The 17,400-nt window shown below is 68.9% G+C and carries 14 protein-coding genes; 4 read left to right on the top strand and 10 right to left on the bottom strand.

What is annotated here, in order from left to right:
- Window positions 1-45 precede the first annotated feature (45 nt).
- The gene (locus tag NS3_RS08610; protein ID WP_067856412.1) at window positions 46-576 is read left to right on the top strand and encodes a PadR family transcriptional regulator; all 531 of its coding nucleotides are present in this window, start codon (window positions 46-48) and stop codon (window positions 574-576) included.
- Between the two features lie 88 nt (window positions 577-664).
- On the opposite strand, the gene NS3_RS08605 is transcribed toward NS3_RS08610, so the two are convergent.
- The 4 genes from NS3_RS08605 to dprE2 form a co-directional block, all read right to left on the bottom strand.
- Window positions 665-1,408 carry a cobalt-precorrin-6A reductase gene (locus tag NS3_RS08605; RefSeq protein WP_067856864.1) on the bottom strand — a complete coding sequence of 248 codons (744 nt, stop codon included), beginning with the start codon at window positions 1,406-1,408 and terminating at the stop codon, window positions 665-667.
- A 40-nt stretch (window positions 1,409-1,448) separates the two neighbouring features.
- A complete protein-coding gene (locus NS3_RS08600; protein ID WP_067856409.1) occupies window positions 1,449-2,051 on the bottom strand; it encodes a DUF8020 domain-containing protein in 603 nt (200 codons plus the stop codon).
- A gap of 87 nt (window positions 2,052-2,138) precedes the next feature.
- Complete coding sequence (gene cbiE / locus NS3_RS29965) at window positions 2,139-3,719, bottom strand: precorrin-6y C5,15-methyltransferase (decarboxylating) subunit CbiE (RefSeq protein WP_157101240.1); 1,581 nt, start codon at window positions 3,717-3,719, stop codon at window positions 2,139-2,141.
- A 473-nt stretch (window positions 3,720-4,192) separates the two neighbouring features.
- Window positions 4,193-4,948 carry a decaprenylphospho-beta-D-erythro-pentofuranosid-2-ulose 2-reductase gene (gene dprE2, locus NS3_RS08585; protein WP_067856406.1) on the bottom strand — a complete coding sequence of 252 codons (756 nt, stop codon included), beginning with the start codon at window positions 4,946-4,948 and terminating at the stop codon, window positions 4,193-4,195.
- 82 nt (window positions 4,949-5,030) lie between these two features.
- On the opposite strand from dprE2, the gene NS3_RS08580 reads away from it, so the two are divergent.
- A complete protein-coding gene (locus NS3_RS08580; RefSeq protein WP_067856403.1) occupies window positions 5,031-5,429 on the top strand; it encodes a PPOX class F420-dependent oxidoreductase in 399 nt (132 codons plus the stop codon).
- 131 nt (window positions 5,430-5,560) lie between these two features.
- Here NS3_RS08580 and NS3_RS08575 read toward each other — a convergent pair whose 3' ends face one another.
- The gene (locus NS3_RS08575; RefSeq protein ID WP_067856400.1) at window positions 5,561-6,688 is read right to left on the bottom strand and encodes a M24 family metallopeptidase; all 1,128 of its coding nucleotides are present in this window, start codon (window positions 6,686-6,688) and stop codon (window positions 5,561-5,563) included.
- Between the two features lie 92 nt (window positions 6,689-6,780).
- Between NS3_RS08575 and NS3_RS08570 the strand changes: the two genes are divergently transcribed.
- A complete protein-coding gene (locus tag NS3_RS08570) occupies window positions 6,781-7,746 on the top strand; it encodes a 5'-3' exonuclease (RefSeq protein WP_067856396.1) in 966 nt (321 codons plus the stop codon).
- A gap of 235 nt (window positions 7,747-7,981) precedes the next feature.
- On the opposite strand, the gene NS3_RS08565 is transcribed toward NS3_RS08570, so the two are convergent.
- Window positions 7,982-8,680 (bottom strand): DUF4333 domain-containing protein, encoded by a 699-nt coding sequence (locus tag NS3_RS08565; RefSeq protein WP_067856394.1) that lies wholly within the window; start codon window positions 8,678-8,680, stop codon window positions 7,982-7,984.
- Window positions 8,681-8,798: 118 nt separating this feature from the next.
- Complete coding sequence (locus NS3_RS08560; protein ID WP_245649521.1) at window positions 8,799-11,501, bottom strand: DEAD/DEAH box helicase; 2,703 nt, start codon at window positions 11,499-11,501, stop codon at window positions 8,799-8,801.
- 240 nt (window positions 11,502-11,741) lie between these two features.
- Here NS3_RS08560 and NS3_RS08555 point away from each other — a divergent pair, with 240 nt between their 5' ends.
- The gene (locus tag NS3_RS08555) at window positions 11,742-12,545 is read left to right on the top strand and encodes a Fic family protein (protein ID WP_245649520.1); all 804 of its coding nucleotides are present in this window, start codon (window positions 11,742-11,744) and stop codon (window positions 12,543-12,545) included.
- Window positions 12,546-12,606: 61 nt separating this feature from the next.
- On the opposite strand, the gene NS3_RS08550 is transcribed toward NS3_RS08555, so the two are convergent.
- The 3 genes from NS3_RS08550 to NS3_RS08545 are packed head-to-tail and all read right to left on the bottom strand — an operon-like array spanning window position 12,607 to window position 16,659.
- The gene (locus NS3_RS08550; protein WP_067856389.1) at window positions 12,607-16,065 is read right to left on the bottom strand and encodes a DEAD/DEAH box helicase family protein; all 3,459 of its coding nucleotides are present in this window, start codon (window positions 16,063-16,065) and stop codon (window positions 12,607-12,609) included.
- A gap of 14 nt (window positions 16,066-16,079) precedes the next feature.
- On the bottom strand, window positions 16,080-16,445 hold the full coding sequence (locus tag NS3_RS28945) for a restriction endonuclease subunit S domain-containing protein (protein WP_157101239.1): 366 nt from the start codon (window positions 16,443-16,445) through the stop codon (window positions 16,080-16,082).
- Window positions 16,417-16,659 carry a hypothetical protein gene (locus NS3_RS08545; protein ID WP_067856386.1) on the bottom strand — a complete coding sequence of 81 codons (243 nt, stop codon included), beginning with the start codon at window positions 16,657-16,659 and terminating at the stop codon, window positions 16,417-16,419. The genes NS3_RS28945 and NS3_RS08545 overlap by 29 nt, the downstream gene beginning before the upstream one ends.
- Window positions 16,660-17,400 lie beyond the last annotated feature (741 nt).

Here is a 17,400-nt window from a genome sequence, read left to right as displayed (position 1 = left end):
CCACTATGGAATATCGGATCGAGTTCTGACCGAAGGGAGTGAGCTGTGCCCGAAACCGCGACCGCACGCAAGTCGCTGAACTCCACGGCGGCCTCGCTGCTGGGCTTCCTACACGAAGGGCCGATGTCCGGCTGGGATCTGGTCACCCTCGCCCAGGACCGGATCGGCGACTTCTGGACCATCACCCAGAGCCAGGTCTACCGCGAACTGGCCGCCATGGCCGCCCACGGTCTGGTCGAGAAAGGCGAGGCCGGTGCCCGCGACCGCACGCCCTACCACCTGACCGACGCCGGCCGCGAGGCATTCCTGGAGTGGGTCGTGCGCGACCCGGGCGCCGAGACCATCCGCGTCCCGCTGCTGCTGAGCATGCACTTCGGCGAGCACATCACCCCCGAGCGCCTGGCCGTCATCATCGCCGCCAACCGCGAGATCCACCGGGACCGCCTGGCCCGCTACCTCGCCGACGAGGACAAGGACATGCCCGCGCACCAGCGCGCGACCCTCGAATTCGGTGTCGGCTACGAACGCGCGGTGCTCGCCTGGTTCGACCGGCTCCCCGAGATTCTGGGCCACTGAGCCCCGCGCGGGACGTGGCCGCTCTCCACAGGGCGACCGCTCGCGCCGCCGATTTCGATCGTCGGCGCCGAGACGGTTCGGGCAGGCGTCAGACCGCGATATCCGACGACAGCCATGTCCACGCTTCGTCGGCACTTCCGACCACCGCTGTCGAAGCAGATACCGGCGGCCGGTCGATCATGACGACCGGGATGCCCAGTTCCCTGGCGGCGTCGAGTTTCGCCTCGGTCTGATCGCCGCCGCTGTTCTTGGTCACCAGGACATCGATGGCATGGCGCGACAGCAGCGCGATCTCGTCGGCCACGGAGAACGGGCCGCGCGCGAGCAGCAGCTGGTGGCGGGGCGGAACGGACGCGGTGGGCGGGTCGATGGCGCGGATCAGGAACCAGGGCTCGGTCAGTCCGGCGAAAGCGCCGACACCCTGACGGCCGATGGTCAGGAATACCCGCGAAAAGCCCGCGCCGACGATTCGGGCGGCCGCGTCGAGGTCGGGGACCGGGATCCAGTGATCACCGGGAGCGGCGGTCCAGGCGGGACGCAGCAGGCGCAACAGCGGCACGGCCGCGGCAGTGGCCGCGCGCGAGGCGTTGGCGCCGATGGTGGCGGCGAAGGGATGGGTGGCGTCGACGACGCGGTCGATCGCATTGTCCGACAGCCATGTCCGCAGCCCCTCAGCGCCGCCGAACCCGCCGATGCGGACCTCCCCCTCGGGCAACCGAGGGTCGCGCACGCGTCCGGCGAGCGAGGAGACGATGTCGAATCCTCGCTCGCCGGACGCGATTCGGGCCAACTCCCTGGCTTCGCCGGTGCCGCCGAGTATCAGTACTCTCAGTGACCCGTCTCCCCGTGGCCCGTCACCCGGTGGACGTGTCTCACTGGCCGCTGAAGTAGGCGCTGCCGGAATCGAGCAGCGCGGGACCGCCCGCGACGAGCAGGCCGATGACGGCGCCGATGGCCGCACCCGGGATCACACCGACGACGAAACCGAACAGGCCGATCAGACCGCCGATGACGGCGCCGACGGCCGCGCCGAGCGAGGCGCGCTGCAACTCGGCGAAGAACCACTGCTGGGCGTTGATGTCCTGCACGGCGATGGCCTCACCCTGCGGGGTCAGCGTCAGCTTGCTGCCGGACTCGTCGACCGCGGCGACGAGCTGTACCTCGGTGCCGTCGGTGGCCTGACGCGCGGTCAGCGGGATACGGGTGACCTCCTCGCCCGCGTCGTTCTTCAGCGTCACCGCCGAGCCGTCGGCATCGAGGGTGAACGCGCCACCGGTGACGGTGGTGACGATGGAGCGGCCCGCGTCGGCGATGACCGCGGAGTAGTCGACACCCTTCTCGGCGCCCTCGGCGGCCAGCGGCGCCTCTTCGGTGACGGCGGGCGGGGTGGCCGGATCGGCGTAGGTGGTGCCGGAGGCGACGCCCATCGCGGCGACGGCCATCACCGCGGTGGCGGCGAACTTCTTGTACTTCATTGTTCTCCCAGAGTTCGATTTTCCGATAACGATCGGATCACGCGCTCGACCCTACCGCCGAAGCGCCGGTGTTTCACCCCGGTTGCGTCACCCGGATTTCGTCCATACCCATTGCGCCACAGGCAAGTGCGGACGCCACGCGGTGAATCCACCCAAGGGTTCGGCGCGGTAGATCTGGAATTTGCGCAATCGCCCCCCGTGCTCGCCCGCCGAGCGCACCAGCAGCGCCTCGGTCTCGGCGGTGACCGCATTCGCGACCAACCGGCCGCCCGGACGCAGCCGATCCATACAGGAATCCAGCAGTCCCTCCTGGGTGAGGCCCCCGCCGACGAATATCGCATCCGGCGTCCCGTCGGAATCGGCGGCGAGTTCGGCCATGGCTTCACCGCGCACCGTCACCTGCGGCACGCCGAGCGCTTCGGCATTCGCCGCGATTCCGGCCCGCCTGCGTTCCAGGCGCTCGAAACCGATCGCACGGCAGGAGGGGTGCGTGCGGCACCATTCGATGGCGATACTGCCCGACCCTCCGCCGATGTCCCACAGCAATTCGCCGGGCGCGGGCGCGAGTGCCGACAGCGTCAGGGCCCGAACCTCGGCCTTGGTGAGCTGACCGTCGCCGCCGAAACTCTCGTCCGGCAGACCGGGCACGCGGGTGCGCCGGGCGGCGTCCGGACTCGCCACGGTGTCGATCGCGACGATGTTCAGCGGGTCGATGGAACCGGGGTCGATGGAGCCCGCGCCGGTGGGGCGCGGGGCGATGCCGCTCGGGTCGGGACCATCCGCGGCAGCGCTGATCATCTCGCCACTCGGCCGCCCGATGTCCGACGGGATGCGTCGCTCCACACGACGCGGCTCGCCGCTGTACCGGGCGGAGCCGAGGGGCTCACCTTCCTTTCGGTCGGCACGATGCCGGCCAGGTCCATGCCGGACCACGCCGGCCTGGTCGGCCCGGGACGGCTCGTCGCGGCCGGTGCCGATCGCGGCGCTCGGGGCACGGTCGCCGGGATCGACACGGGAGGAGTCCGATTCGACCGGATCACCGGTCGTAGCTGCCAGGCGCTCGGCCGTCGCCGTGCCGATTCGTTCGGCCGGGCCGCCCAGCTGCTCCAACACGGTGAGGCGTGAGTCGCCGAAACCATTGGCGCACAACAGCTGTGCCAGTCCCACGGGGGTCGTCTCGTCCGCGCTGAGTACCAGGATGCGGCGGCCGTCGGTCAGCTCGGGCAGCACGCCCGCCAGCGGTCGGCCGACCACGCTGACCACCGGGGTGTCGGCCAGCGCCCAGCCCAAGCGGGCACAGGCCAGCGAGGCCGAGGACGGTTGCGGCAGCACCCGCAGCGCGGCCGGGCCGAACATCCGCGCCAGCGTCACGCCGATGCCGTAGAACATCGGGTCGCCGCTGGCCAGCACGCACACCCGCCGGTCGGCGTGCTCGAGCAGGATGTCGCGCAGCGCGGGAAGCAGCGGCGACGGCCACGACCGGCGCTCACCGCCGACCCGCGCGGGCAGCAGCTCCAACTGCCTGGCGGAGCCGAACACCAGGTCGGCGCCCTCGATCGCCGAGCACGCGCCTGCGCCGAGTCCCGGCCACCCGTCCGCACCGATGCCGACGACGGCGATCGGCGAACCCGGCCAGCGTGCCGCCCGATCCTCACTCGTGCCGGTCACCCTCGATCCGGCGGCACTCGGGCGGCCCGCACCGGCCACGTCCCCGCGCCGGCCACCGCTGTCGATGGTGCCGGTGCGGTTCTCGACAGTGCGTCCCTCTCCAGGACGCCCCTCAGCAGTTCGTCCGGCGGCGGTGCGTCCCGCGCCAGTGGGTCCCGCGTCGGTGCGACCCGCCTCAGTGCGTCCGGCGGCGGTGCGACCCGCCTCAGTGCGTCCGGCGGCGGTGCGACCCGCGTCAGCGGGTCCCGCGTCGGTGCGACCCGCGCCAGTGCGTCCGGCGGCGGTGCGACCCGCCTCAGTGGGTCCCGCGGCGGTGCGACCCGCCTCAGTGGGTCCCGCCTCAGTGCGACCCGCGTCAGCGCGACCCGCCTCAGCGCGACCCGAATCATCGCGACCCACAGTCATGCGCAGCCCACCCACGCGCCCCCCGCCGGCGCCCGAGCCGGACGCGGCACTCATCGGTGCGTCCGGGCTCACCGTGGCATCCGGCGCCAGACGAACCGGGGCAGCAAACGCATGACGAAGAACATCGGCTGCAACGCCCACGGCACCCACACCACCTCCGAGCGTCGGCGCAGGCCGCGCACGACTGCGTCGGCGACCTGGTCGGGGGTGCTCGACAGCGGGGCGGGGTCCATCCCCTCGGTCATCCGGCCGATGACGAAGCCGGGACGCACCAGCAGCAGCCGCACGCCGCTGCCGTGCAGCGCGTCGCCGAGGCCGCAGGCGAATCCGTCCAGGCCGGCTTTGGCGGAGCCGTAGACGTAGTTCGCGCGCCGGACACGAGCGCCCGCCACCGAACTGAACACGACGATGCGGCCGCTGCCCTGGGCGCGAAGGAGATTCGCGACGGTGGTCAGCACGCTCAGCTGAGCCACGTAGTCGGTGTGCACGATCGCGATCGCGTGTGCCGGGTCCTGTTCGGCGCGCGCCTGGTCGCCGAGGAGGCCGAAGGCGAGCACCACCACGCCGAGCGGTCCGTGCTCGGCGGCGATCTTCTCCAGCAGTGCCTGGTGACTCGCGGTGTCGTCGGCGTCGAATTCGACGGTGTGCACGGCGGCAGCTCCCGCCTCGAGCACCGCGGCGGACTCGGCGGCGAGTTCACCGCTGCGCCGAGCCGCCAGGATCACCGTCCGGCCGGGCGCCAGCCGCTGCGCGACCCGCACACCCATCTCACTGCGTCCGCCGAGCAGCAGCACCGCGCCGGCGTCGATCTCTCCCGATCCCATGCGGCCCAGTCTGTCATCCCGCCGGGACGGCGCGATGCGGGCGTCACGCGGTCGCCCGCACAGCATCGGCTACCGTCGACGGATGCCGACCACTACCGCGCAGTTGACGCCCGCCGCCATCGATTTCACCACCGAACGGCACCTGGCCACCCTCACCACGCTGCGCGCCGACGGCACCCCCCACGTGGTCGCCGTGGGATTCACCTGGGACGCCGAGGCAGGCATCGCCCGCATCATCACCAACGACGGTTCGGTGAAGGTGCGCAATGTGCGCCGCTCCGGGTACGCGGCGGTCAGCCAGGTCGACGGCCCGCGCTGGCTCACGCTGGAAGGCCCGGCCGTCGTGCTCGACGACCCGGACAGCGTCGCCGAGGCGGTTCGCCGCTACGCCGGGCGCTACCGGCAGCCCCGAGAGAATCCGACCCGCGTGGTGATCGCCATCCAGGTGGGCAAGGTGCTCTCCTCGAGCACCCTGCGCTGATCCGGCTCCACCGCCGGACATCCCGGCTCCCGGGCATCGGCCGACTTCCACCCGCGCGCGATCCCCGCAGGGGTACTCTCCGGGGAACGCCCGAATCGGCCGTCGAACGGCCCCTCACAGGCCGGTGCGACTCACAGGACCGTGAGCCCGTGCGGGCGGTTGTTCACCGACTCGCAGCCGTCCTCGGTGACGATGACGATGTCCTCGATGCGCGCGCCCCACGAGCCGCCGAAGTAGATGCCCGGCTCGATGCTGAACGCCATGCCGGGGCGCAATGGGAGCGTGTTCCCCGCGACGATGTAGGGCTCCTCGTGCACGGACAGACCGATGCCGTGCCCGGTGCGGTGCACGAATGCGTCGCCGACGCCGGCCTCGGTCAGCAGGTCGCGCGCTGCGGCGTCCACCGATTCGGCGGTCACGCCGGGGCGCACGGCGGCGACGGCGGCGGCCTGAGCCCGCTCGAGTTCGGCCAGGCGGCCGGCGATCTCCGGCGACGGCTCGCCGAGGGAATAGGTGCGGGTGCAGTCGGAGAAGTAGCCGGGTTCGACGGGGCCGCCGATGTCGACGACCACCACGTCACCACGCTCGACTCGCCGGTCCGAGACCCCGTGGTGCGGGTCGGCGCCGTGCGGTCCGCTGCCCACGATGACGAACTCGGCCCCGAGATGACCTTCCTCGATCAGCGCCGCCTCGATGTCCGCGCCGACCTCGGCCTCGGTGCGCCCGGCCTGCAGGAATTCGCCCATCCGGGCGTGCACCCGGTCGATCGCGGCGCCCGCGCGGCGCAGCGCCTCGATCTCGGCCTCGTCCTTGATCATTCGCAGTTCGCGCAGCACCGGCGTCGCGGAGGTCGGAAGCCCGGTGAACGCGGCCGCCAGCGGGACGAGATGCAGCGCGGGCATGGCATCGGCGACGGCGACCCGCGATCCGGCGTGCAGACTGGATTTCACGATCTGGTACGGATCGACCCCGTCGACCCAGTCCAGGATGCGCAGCCCGAGTTCGCCCGCGGCCGAATCGGCCAGACCGGGCAGTTCCAGTTTCGGCACCACGACGGACGGCGTCGCACCGTCGGAAGTGATGACCAGGCAGGTCAGCCGTTCGAAGGACTGGGCCGCCGAACCGATGAGGTAGCGCAGATCCGGTCCGGGAGTGATGAGCAGTGCGTCGAGGCTGGCGGTGCGCATCGCGGCCACCGCGCGCTCGAGCCGCTCTCCGTAGACATCCGCCGCGAACCTGGCATGCGTGTGCGAACTCATACCAGACGACCCTACCCGCAGCGCGGGACCGCGCCGAGCGACGAGCACGTCACGGGGCGGAATCGTCGGTCGCGGGCGGTAGCCTCTGGCGGGTGACTTCTGCTGCGATTCCTGGTGGCCCGCTGCTGTTGCTCGACGGCGCCAGTCTCTGGTTCCGCGCCTTCTATGCCATCCCCGACAAGCTCACCGCCGAGGACGGCCGCTCGGTGAACGCGGTGCGCGGTTTCACCGACATGGTGGCCTCGCTGATCACCCGCTTCGGCCCGAGCAGACTGGTGGTCGCCCTCGACCTGGACTGGCGGCCCCGGTTCCGGGTGGAGCTGGTGCCCTCCTACAAAGCGCATCGGGTGGCCGCCGAGGGACCGCCCGACGCCGAGGAGGTGCCCGATCGGCTCACCCCACAGGTCGAGATGATCCTCGAGGTGCTGGCCGCGGCGGGCATCGCCACCGGCGGCGCGATCGGTCTGGAGGCCGACGACGTGCTGGGCACCCTGGCGCACCGCGAGCGCGACGACGAGGTGGTGGTCGTCAGCGGCGACCGTGATCTGCTGCAACTGGTCCGCGACGAACCCGCCCCGCCGGTCCGGGTGTTCTACGCCGGTCGCGGCCTGGCCAAGGCCGAGCTGTTCGGCCCCGCCGAGGTCGCCGCCAAATACCATGTGCCACAGGAGAATGCCGGTCAGGCCTACGCCGATCTCGCGACGCTGCGCGGTGACGCCTCCGACGGCCTGCCCGGCGTGGCGGGCATCGGCGAGAAGTCCGCGGCGACGCTCATCTCGCGCTTCGGCTCACTGGAGGCTCTGCGCGCGGCGCTCGCCGACCCCGCGGCCGACCTCGCACCCGCCGCGCGCGCGAAACTGACTGCGGCATCGGACTATCTGGACGCGGCGGCGCCGGTGGTGCGCGTGGTCCGCGACGCGGAGATCGCACTGTCGCGCCCCGACAACCTGCCCGCCGAACCCGCCGACCTCGACCGGCTGCTGGCCCTGGCCACGGCCTACAACGCCGAGAGCCCCGTCCAGCGGCTCGTCAAAGCTCTGGCGGCGCCACGCGGCTGAGCTTCGCGGGCCTACCTGCCTGGCCGCGCATCAGATCCGGACGCACGGTCCCGCAGCCACGAACCGGGTGCGCGGCCATCGTGAGCAGCGCGCCTCGGAGGCCGGGTGGGGGCATCGCGACGGGAGGACCGCGGCCGGTCCGGAAACAAGCGAGCCCGCGCGATGTTTCGCGCGGGCTCGTCCCACCCCCATATCGGACCGGGCGAGGGTCACCGATCGACCGGCCGGGAAATCACTAGCTGGGGCGGCCGACCTCGTAGGTGCCGTCCTCCTTGGTGACCTTGATATTGACCTTCTTGTCCTCGCCGTTGACCTTCAGCGTGCACTGGAAGGTGTTGTCGATCTCCACCTTCTGATCCGCGGGGCAGGAGACGTCGGCGACGTCGGTGATGCCGTAGGAATCCTTCAGCACCGACGAGACGCCGTTCTGCACGGCATTCTGGTCCAGCTTGTCGGTGGCGGTGAGCAACAGCACCAGCGTGACGATGCCGCCGAGAACGAGCACGCCGACCACGGCCAAGCCGATGATCAGGCCGGTTTTGCCACCGGAGCGCGGCGGCTGCTGACCGGGCGGGGTCCACTGCTGCTGGGGCTGCGCCTGACCGGGCGTCGGTCCCCAGGGCTGCTGCTGCGGCTGACCGGGCGGGGTCCACTGCTGCTGCGGGTGCGACTGACCGGGCGTCTGGCCCCACGGCTGCTGCGGCTGACCGCCGGTCTGGCCCCACGGCTGCTGCGGTTGCCCCGGCGTCTGGCCCCATTGCTGCTGAGCTTGATTCGGGTCGGCCCACTGCGGGGTCGGCTGGGCGGGCTGCGGCGTCTGCCCACCCCACTGCTGGGTCGGGCCCGCGGCGCCGGGCGGCTGCTGGCCACCCCACACCTGGGTGGGATCGTTGCGTCCCTCCCCCGCTTCGTTCGGTCCAAACGGGCCGCTCATTGGTTGCCTCCACTCGCATCGTTACTCATACGGTAGCCCCCCGACAGCGTCTGGTCGTACAGCACGACAGCTCCGCCACAGTCGGTACGCGAAAGAAATCAAATCACAGACGAATCCACTACGCGGCGTCCACCGCCACGACACCCCGCCTGATCGCGCGCACCGCCTTGGCCGCCGTGGAAGCCACTTCGGTGTCGTCGGCGGTGTTGTGGATCTGGTCGAGCAGGTCGATCACCTGCCTGCACCAGCGGACGAAATCGCCCGCCGACAGCGGCGTGCCCTGGTCGCCGCCCGCCAGCAACGCCTCGGCCAATCCGTCTCCGCGTGCCCAGAGGTGGACGCCGGTGATGAATCCGAGATCCGGCTCCCTGGTGGGCGGCAGTTTGTGCCTGGCCTCGTCGCTGCGCAGCTCGCCCCAGATGTCGACGGTCGCGCCGACGGCCCGCTTGATCGGCTGCGTCGGACCCGCCGGACCGAGATAGCCGCCTTCCTGCCTGGATTCGTAGACCAGGATCGACACCACCGCGGCCAGCTCGGCCGGACCGAGTCCGCGCCACACGCCACGGCGCAGGCATTCGGCCACCACCAGATCGCTCTCGGCGTAGATGCGCGCGAGCCTGCGCCCGTCGGCGGTGACCTCGCCCTCGTGCACGAACCCGCGTTCCTCGAGCAGGCCGAGGATGCGGTCGAAGGTGCGCGCCAGCGAGTTCGTGGTGGCGGCAACCTTCTGGCGCATGCTCTCGGTCTCGCGCAGGATCCGGTTGTAGCGTTCGCCGACGCGGCTCATCTGTTCGCGATCCGGACGCTTGTGCGCCGGATGCGCCCGCAGGGTGCGCCGCAGCGTGTCGAGTTCACGATCCTCGGCGGCCTCGGAGCGCTTGCCTCTGCGCGCGTGCCCCGGCGCGCTGATGCCGGTGCTGCGCAAAGCCGAGGCGAGGTCGCGGCGGGTGCGGGCAGTGCGGTGATCGACCCGGCGCGGCAACCGCATGTGCCCGAGCGTCTCGGCGGGCACCGGGAAGTCGTGCACCGAGACCCTGCCCGCCCACTTGTCCTCGGTGAGCACCAGCGGACGTGGGTCATTGGGCGTGGCATCGGGTTCCAACACCACTGCCAGGCCCATCCGGCGGCCGGACTGGATCGCCACCACATCGCCGCGACGCAGCGAGGTCAGCGCCTGCACCGCCTGCCCCCGGCGGTCGGCCCGGCTCTGCTGGAGCAACTGGCGCTCGCGCTGCTTGATCCGCTCACGCAGCGCGATGTACTCCAGGAACCCGCCTTCGGCCCCGCCGAGCTGATCGCGCAGACCCCGCAACTGTCCTTCGTTGCGTTCGATGCCGCGCACCAGCCCGACGACCGAGCGGTCGGCCTGGAACTGCGCGAAGGACCGCTCGAGCAGCGCCCGCGCCTCCGCCGCGCCCATCCGGTCGATCAGATTGATCGACATGTTGTAGCCGGGCTTGAAGGAACTGCGCAGCGGATAGGTGCGGGTGGACGCCAGACCGGCCACGGCGCTGGTGTCGACCTCGGGTTGCCAGAGCACCACCGCGTGGCCCTCGACGTCGATGCCGCGCCGTCCGGCCCGGCCGGTCAGCTGGGTGTACTCACCCGGGGTCAGTTCGGCGTGCGATTCGCCGTTGAACTTCACCAGCCGCTCGAGCACCACGGTCCGGGCGGGCATGTTGATGCCCAGGGCGAGGGTCTCGGTGGCGAACACGGCGCGGACCAGGCCGCGCACGAACAGTTCCTCGACGGTGTGCCGGAACGCGGGCAGCATGCCCGCGTGGTGGGCGGCCAGGCCGCGGTGCAGCGCCTCGCGCCACTCCCAGTAACCGAGCACCTCGAGATCACCCTTGGGCAGGTCGCCGGTGTGCTTCTCGATCACCGCGTCGATCTCGTCGGCGTCGGCGGGCCTGCTCAGATCCAGCCGCGACCGCAGGCACTGAGCCAGCGCGCCGTCGCAGCCCGCGCGGCTGAAGATGAAGGTGATCGCGGGCAGCAGCCCTTCCTCGTCCAGCTTGGCCAGCACCTCGGGGCGCGGCAGCGGGCGGAAGTTGCGCCGGGGGCCGCCGCGGCCGCGCGGCCCGCCGCCCCAGCTCTCCGCCCGGTCCGCGACCTCGCGATGCTTGATGTAGCGGACCAGTTCCTCGTCGACGATCACCTTCTGCGCACTCGAGTCGGTGTCGAACAGATCGAACATGCGCCGCCCGACCATGACGTGCTGCCACAGCGGCACCGGCCTGGTCTCGTCCACCACCACGGTGGTGTCGCCGCGCACCGTCCCCATCCAGGCGCCGAACTCCTCGGCATTGCTGACCGTGGCCGAGAGACTGACCAACCGCACGTCCTCGGACAGGTGCAGGATGACCTCTTCCCACACCGCGCCACGGAACCTGTCGGCCAAAAAGTGCACCTCGTCCATGACCACATACGACAGCCCGCGCAGCGAATCGGAGGAGGCGTAGAGCATGTTGCGCAGCACCTCGGTGGTCATCACCACCACCGGCGCGTCCGGATTGATCGACTGGTCGCCGGTGAGCAGGCCGACGCGCTCGCGGCCGTAGCGGGCGGTGAGGTCGGCGAACTTCTGATTGGACAGCGCTTTGATCGGCGTGGTGTAGAAGCACTTGCCGCCCGCGGCCAAGGCCAGATGCACCGCGAACTCGCCGACCACGGTCTTGCCCGCGCCGGTCGGCGCGCAGACCAGCACCCCGTGCCCGTCCTCGAGAGCCGCGCAGGCCTCACGCTGGAAGGGATCGAGGGTGAAGCTCAGCGCGGCGGAGAATTCGTCCAGCTCGCTCGTTCGCGACCCCAGGTTTTTCACCAGTCCGAGGGTATCGGAGGACGCCGACACCGGTCGCCCGGATTTCGCGGCGATGCCCCCGTGTGCGGGCCGGATAGCTGTGGCCGTTCCGCACCCTCCCCGAAAGCATGTCCCCTTACCTGGCTGTGTGCAGCGCCCCTTGGTAGCGCGCACACCGGCTTCATCGACAGGCGATGCGAGCTTCGCCCCAGGTGGTAGCCGCGATAGGATGGCTGTGCATGAAGATCGGGAGAGCGGGGTGTGATTGATGAAACGGCATGCGGTTTCCGGAAAGCCAGTGGACAGGGATGCGATCAAGCGGTCGGTTGTGCGGTCGACCAAGGCATCGGCGCACCTCGAGCGGCGGAGCCTACCTACCGGTTACGTGCGTTCAGACGCAGTGAAGCGGTTCTTGGCAGACCGCCGCCGGACGGCTTGATGACCTTCGCTCCCGGCTATGGCGAGACGCCTGTGCCCGAAGACGACGCCGCTTCGCTGCTTCCTACTGTTCGTGAGGCGCTAGGCAACCAGCTTGTCAAAGCAGCCGTATACGACCTGGAGCAGGCGATTCAGGACGAGGTAGCCGAGGAGCGCTTCGTCGAGGTCATCGGCGGAAATCTCGTGGTCGAAGAACTGCTGACCGACTATTTTCTTCGCGATCTACACCGTCGGCTCTATGGTGATGTCTGGACTTGGGCCGGCACTTACCGACATCGAGAGCTGAACATCGGAGTCGCTCCAGAGCAGATCGCAGTCGAGCTGCGGGGTTCGCTGGATACCATCCTCTACCGCTGGCAGCACACCGCTGATTGGACAGGGCGCGAACTCGGCATCGCGGCGCATGCCGAGACTGTCCGAATCCACCCGTTCACCGACGGAAACGGCAGAACCACCCGCCTACTCGCCGACCTGGTCTTCTTGGCGGCTCAGAACACGGACGTGCCAGAACTGTATGACTGGCACCTGGACAAGTGTCGGTACATCGAACTTCTGCGCGAGTACGACGTTCACCGGGACCCGCGTGAACTCGCTGCCTTCGTCGGCACCCGGCGACTGGGCGAATGACCTGATTGCCGGGTCCGCCGAATAGAACAGCGCCTGCCGGGCCGGTCGAAATCTGCGTGCGCTAACCGCTCGCCGCCGCCTGCCCGGGTAGTGCCGTGGCGCGGATGTTCTCGACCACCGCCACGATCCGATCCACCTCATCCTCGGAAAAGATGTCCTCCGGCCCCGCCGGCGCCACCGACTTGAACGGCGGCTCGTAGAGCGCGCCAACCTCGATCACCCCGTTCTTGGTGATGTAGTCGATGAGCAGCTTCAGGAAGTGCAGCTGATTCGCGGTGAGGGTGCGACCGGCATGGAACTCGTCGAACGCGGCCGTGGCGGCGGTGGCGTCGAGCCCGCTGAGCGAGCGCAGGAACAAGCCGAGCCCGCCGTGCTTCTCGGCCGCGTGCTCGACGTCCTCGGCGGTCCCGAAACCGTTGTCGAGGAAAACCCGCTGCAATTCACCGAGATCGGCCGAAGTGATCTGCTTGTTGCGCAACAGCTTCTGCACCGCCAGCTCGTTCTCGTGGCTGCGCAGATAGGTGCGGACCTTCGACTCGAAGCGCGCCATGCCCTTGCCGCCACCGGGCAGCACCGCCATCTCGACGTCGATCACCTCGCCCAGCTCGTCCCGGAAATCGGTATACAGCGGATTCTGCGCATCCTTGGGCGGAATGTATCCGACCAGTCCCCTCAGTCGCCGACGCAGCGTTTCCAGCATGGGAATCGTCACGTCTTCCCACCACGCGTCACCGGCCACGTCCTCGAGGAACGCGTGCCGCTGCCGGATGGCGGTGATGCTGTTCAAACTCGGATCCAGCAGCGAGCTCGCAACCTCCTGGACCTTCTCCCGCAGCCCGTCGTAGGCCGGGTCACCCGCGAGATGCGCCAACTGCAGCCGATAGGCGAGCAGGTCGAACCGCTTGGCCGCCGGGCCGGTATCGTCGGCGGCGAACTGGGTGGGCAACCCGGCCAGATTGCCGACTTCGACCCGGATCTCCGGTGTGACGACGTCCCAGCTGCCCGGCTCGGAGAACTTCTCGACGTAGCGCAGTTCCTTGCGCACCTCGACGTTCTGCTGGTTCATGTTCGCGACTTCCACCCGCAGCCGTTCGGCGAGCTGCCACCGCACGTCCGGCAGGCTCGCCGGTTCGCCCTCCGGGATCTCGGCGGGCCTGCTCCCCGGCGCGTGCACCTGGTCGATATCGCGCACCAGGTCCGCACGGGCCGCGAACACCTTCTCGCTCATCGACGTCTGCGTGCGCCCTTCGGCGGTCGGCAGATCCTGGTTGAAGTACTCGACGTTCTGACACAGGTCGAACACCAGGAACCGTTCCTTGTCCTGGTTCGGCGCGTACAGATCCGGGCACAGCCGGGTGCCGCGCCCGATCATCTGCCAGTACTTGGTGCTGGTGCGCACCGCTTTCGCGAACACCAGATTCGCCACCGCGGGCACGTCGATGCCGGTGTCGAGCATGTCCACCGAGACAGCGATATGCGGCGCCTTCTCCGGGTTCTCGAACTTGCCGATGAGGATCTGCGCGTAGCTGCCCTGCGCATGGGTGATCATCTCTATGAAGTCGCCCGGGTAGTCGGGATACAGCACCCGGAACCGCTGCACGATCAGCTCGGCATGCCGGTTGTTGCGCGCGAAGATGATCGTCTTGCCGATCCGTTCCCCATCGGCGACCCGGTCCCCCTGCTCCATCAGCACGAGCAGCATCTGGTCGATGGTGTCGTGGTTGAACAGGAACTGGTTGAGCGCGTGCGCGTCGACCGATTCGGGAATGTCCTCGTCGTCACGCCATTCCAGCTCTTCCCAGTACTCCTTCTCCGCCTCCGACAGCTCGGCGTAGCGGATACCGGTGCGCAGGAACTTCAGCGGCACCTCTTTCGCCAGCGCTGGGACCAGATAACCCTCCTGCACCGCCTGTTCCAGGTCGTAGACGTCGGTCGGCACGCCCTCCTCGAGGTGGAACAGCCGGTAGGTGTTGCGGTCGATCTCGTTCTTCGGCGTCGCGGTCAACCCCACGAGCAGCGAATCGAAGTGCTCGAAGATCACCCCGTACTTCTGATACACCGACCGATGCGCCTCGTCGATGACCACGAGATCGAAGTACCCCGGCCCGAACGGCCGCTGCTTGGTGTCGTCGACCTGATTGATGAGATTGAGCATCGTCGGATACGTCGACACGTAAACCCGTGCGTTGCTGTCCTTCTCGTTCAACAGGTTCACAGTCGGCACGCTCGGCAGATGCGTCTTGAACGCATTCGTCGCCTGCGCCACCAACGCCTGCCGGTCGGCCAGGAACAACACCCGCTTCACCCAACCGGCCCGGATCAGCTGATCCACCAGCGCGATCACCGTGCGCGTCTTGCCCGTGCCCGTCGCCATCACCAGCAGGGCTTGGCGCTGTCTGTCCTTCTCGAACGCCTCCCCGATGCGCTCGATCGCACGCTTCTGGTAGTGCCGGCTCGCGATGGCATCGTTGATCGGCTCGGTCGCCAGGGACCGCCGATTCGCGCGCCGCCGAACGAGCAGGCGCAGTTGCTCTTTGGTGTAGAAACCCTGGACGGGGCGGGGCGGGTAGAAGGTGTCGTCCCAGATCTGGGTCTCGTAGCCGTTGGTGTAGAAGATGACCGGCCGCTGCCCGTGCTGGCGCTCCAGCGCGTCGGCGTACAGCGACGCCTGATACTTGCCCGACTCCACGCTCTTGGACGTGCGCTTGGCCTCCACCACGGCCAGCGGTTTGCCGTTGTCGTCCCACAGCACGTAGTCGACCCGGCCCTTGCCGCTGTCCGTCGGCATCCCGGTCACCGGGTACTCGCGGTCGTCGTCCCCGTCCAGCGCCCATCCCGACTCCTGCAACAACAGGTCGATCAGCTGCGTCCGCGTCTGGGCCTCGGCGTAATCGTGCCGGTCCGGCACCGTGGCATTGGCCGCCTTCGCCGCCTTGACCTCGGCCCGCAGCCGCTTGACCTCGTCGTCGAGTTCCTTGCTTCGCCGCCGCTCGTTGGCCAGCTCGGCCTGCTGCGCGGCGAACTCCTTCGCCATCTCGGCGACCTCGGCCTGCTTCTTCTTGCGCACCTCGGCAGGCAGCGGGCGCGGGATCAGCGAGGTGTCGAACCGCTGCCCGTCGAACGGCTTACCCTCCTCGGAGCGCGCATAGGTGCGGCCCAGCCAATACAGCACATGGAACAGCTCACCGACCGCACCCACCGCATCCTGCGCCGGCACCTCGCCCTTGCGGTGGACGGCGACATTGCCCCGCCGCCGCACCACATCCATCTTCGTGACGATCACCTGCCCCGCCACCTGCGCCAGCGTCGGCTCCTTGAGCTTGGCGCTCAGATCGTCGCGGTAGGGCATGCGCAGGGCGCTGTCGGCCCGGAACAACCATTCGACCGCCAGCTCGAGCGTGCGGCGGGCGAAGAAGCACGAGACTCGCGGATCGCCCACCGCGCTGCGCTCGGCCCGGATCGCTTCGGCGAACAGGTCCGGCCACTCGGTGCGCAGGAAGTCGAAGTTGCTGTCGGTCACGAAAAGTCCTCCCCTTAAACGGCTTTCACGTCATCTTGCCAGAGCTCGCCACGGAAGGCGCGGGACTGGATGGAGGCGAAAAGGTTGTCCAGATGGGCGAGGTGGCGCTCCGCAACTTGACGTGCTTCTCGAATCTTTCGGACCCGTTGTACGTAGCGCTCTTGTAGTTCCAGAGGAGGAACTGCGACAGGAAGCGATTTTATGATTCCCATGTTCAAACCGGCCATGATGGCACCCTTGGCCTTCTGCCGAAGGTACCTCTGCGCGTCCGGATGCTGAAGAAAGTAACTGTGCAGATATTCAGGTAAGCATTTACTGTGATCGAGGGTGATGCAGCAGAGATGCTTCGTATTAATGGCAACTGAAATACTGTCGGGCACCACAGCGCATCTCGGGGTCGTGCATGATCTTCAGCGCGGTCCAGTAGCCGATCACCAGAGTCGCCGGGACGCCCGGCGCGAGCCAGATCGGCGCCAGTGAACCGAACCGCTCACGCATGTGGGCGTAGGCGGCGTGCGGGTCGGCCGCGAACCGGTCGGTGTAGATCGGGACGCGGAAACTGTTGTCGGCGTCCTGCGGTGAGCCACGGCCCACGCCATGCAGAACAGGATCGGCGGAATGCGCTGTAGGCAACGTGATACTCCGGATCGAACGGAATGCGGACGATGCGCACCCATCACGGCGACACTGTTCGCGACTCGCTGATGATGTCGAGCTGGTGTGGTGCGGAGCGGCTACCGGTAGCTCGGGCGAACATCCCAGCACAGCGCCTCCTGGAGGGTCGTTGGAGTGGAAGGCACTCGACACCGGGGCTTTCGCCACCGGCTTCCCTCCTCTCCGGGGAAGCCGCCGCGCCGTGTGAGGGTGAGGACGGCGTCACCCGGTGTCGAGCGCCGGGGCGACCATATGGGCGCGGATTCGGCAGCGCCGAGGGCAAATCCGCGAAGAGTTATCGAGGTATGCGCGAATCGCATGAGGTCGCACGAGCAGACGGGGACCACCCTGGTACCGAGATTCCGATCGCATCGATCCCCCAAGCCAATGGACCTCGGAAGGCTTGCGATGACCACCGCGACGGGCGAAGTCATCCGGCGAATACGCAAGTCCTACGGCATGGCCTGGAGCGGGACACGATGATCGAACAGACTCGCGCCGGACTGGCAGCGGTATCGGAGAACGGTCGACTGGTTGATCGCTCAGGCGGCGGCCGCGCGTGATCGATGACTCCATGTCGAGCTCAAGCGCTTTGTCTACCAGCAGTTTTACGCCGCCCGCTCAAATCTGATGACAATCTTCGGCGCAGGTGGTTCCGCCTTCCCGCCGCCGGAATGGGTC

Source organism: Nocardia shimofusensis NBRC 100134 (genome assembly GCF_001613125.1).
In the GTDB taxonomy this organism is placed as follows: Bacteria; Actinomycetota; Actinomycetes; order Mycobacteriales; family Mycobacteriaceae; genus Nocardia; species Nocardia shimofusensis.
Note: the sequence above shows the minus strand (reverse complement) of the source record. Positions and strands in the feature narration are given on the sequence as shown.

What these genes read in the sequence shown, in the direction of transcription:
- NS3_RS08600 (WP_067856409.1), bottom strand. Translation starts at nt 2,051, where the DNA reads ATGAAGTACAAGAAGTTCGCCGCCACCGCGGTGATGGCCGTCGCCGCG.
- dprE2 (WP_067856406.1), bottom strand. Translation starts at nt 4,948, where the DNA reads ATGGGATCGGGAGAGATCGACGCCGGCGCGGTGCTGCTGCTCGGCGGA.
- NS3_RS08580 (WP_067856403.1), top strand. Translation starts at nt 5,031, where the DNA reads ATGCCGACCACTACCGCGCAGTTGACGCCCGCCGCCATCGATTTCACC.
- NS3_RS08575 (WP_067856400.1), bottom strand. Translation starts at nt 6,688, where the DNA reads ATGAGTTCGCACACGCATGCCAGGTTCGCGGCGGATGTCTACGGAGAG.
- NS3_RS08565 (WP_067856394.1), bottom strand. Translation starts at nt 8,680, where the DNA reads ATGAGCGGCCCGTTTGGACCGAACGAAGCGGGGGAGGGACGCAACGAT.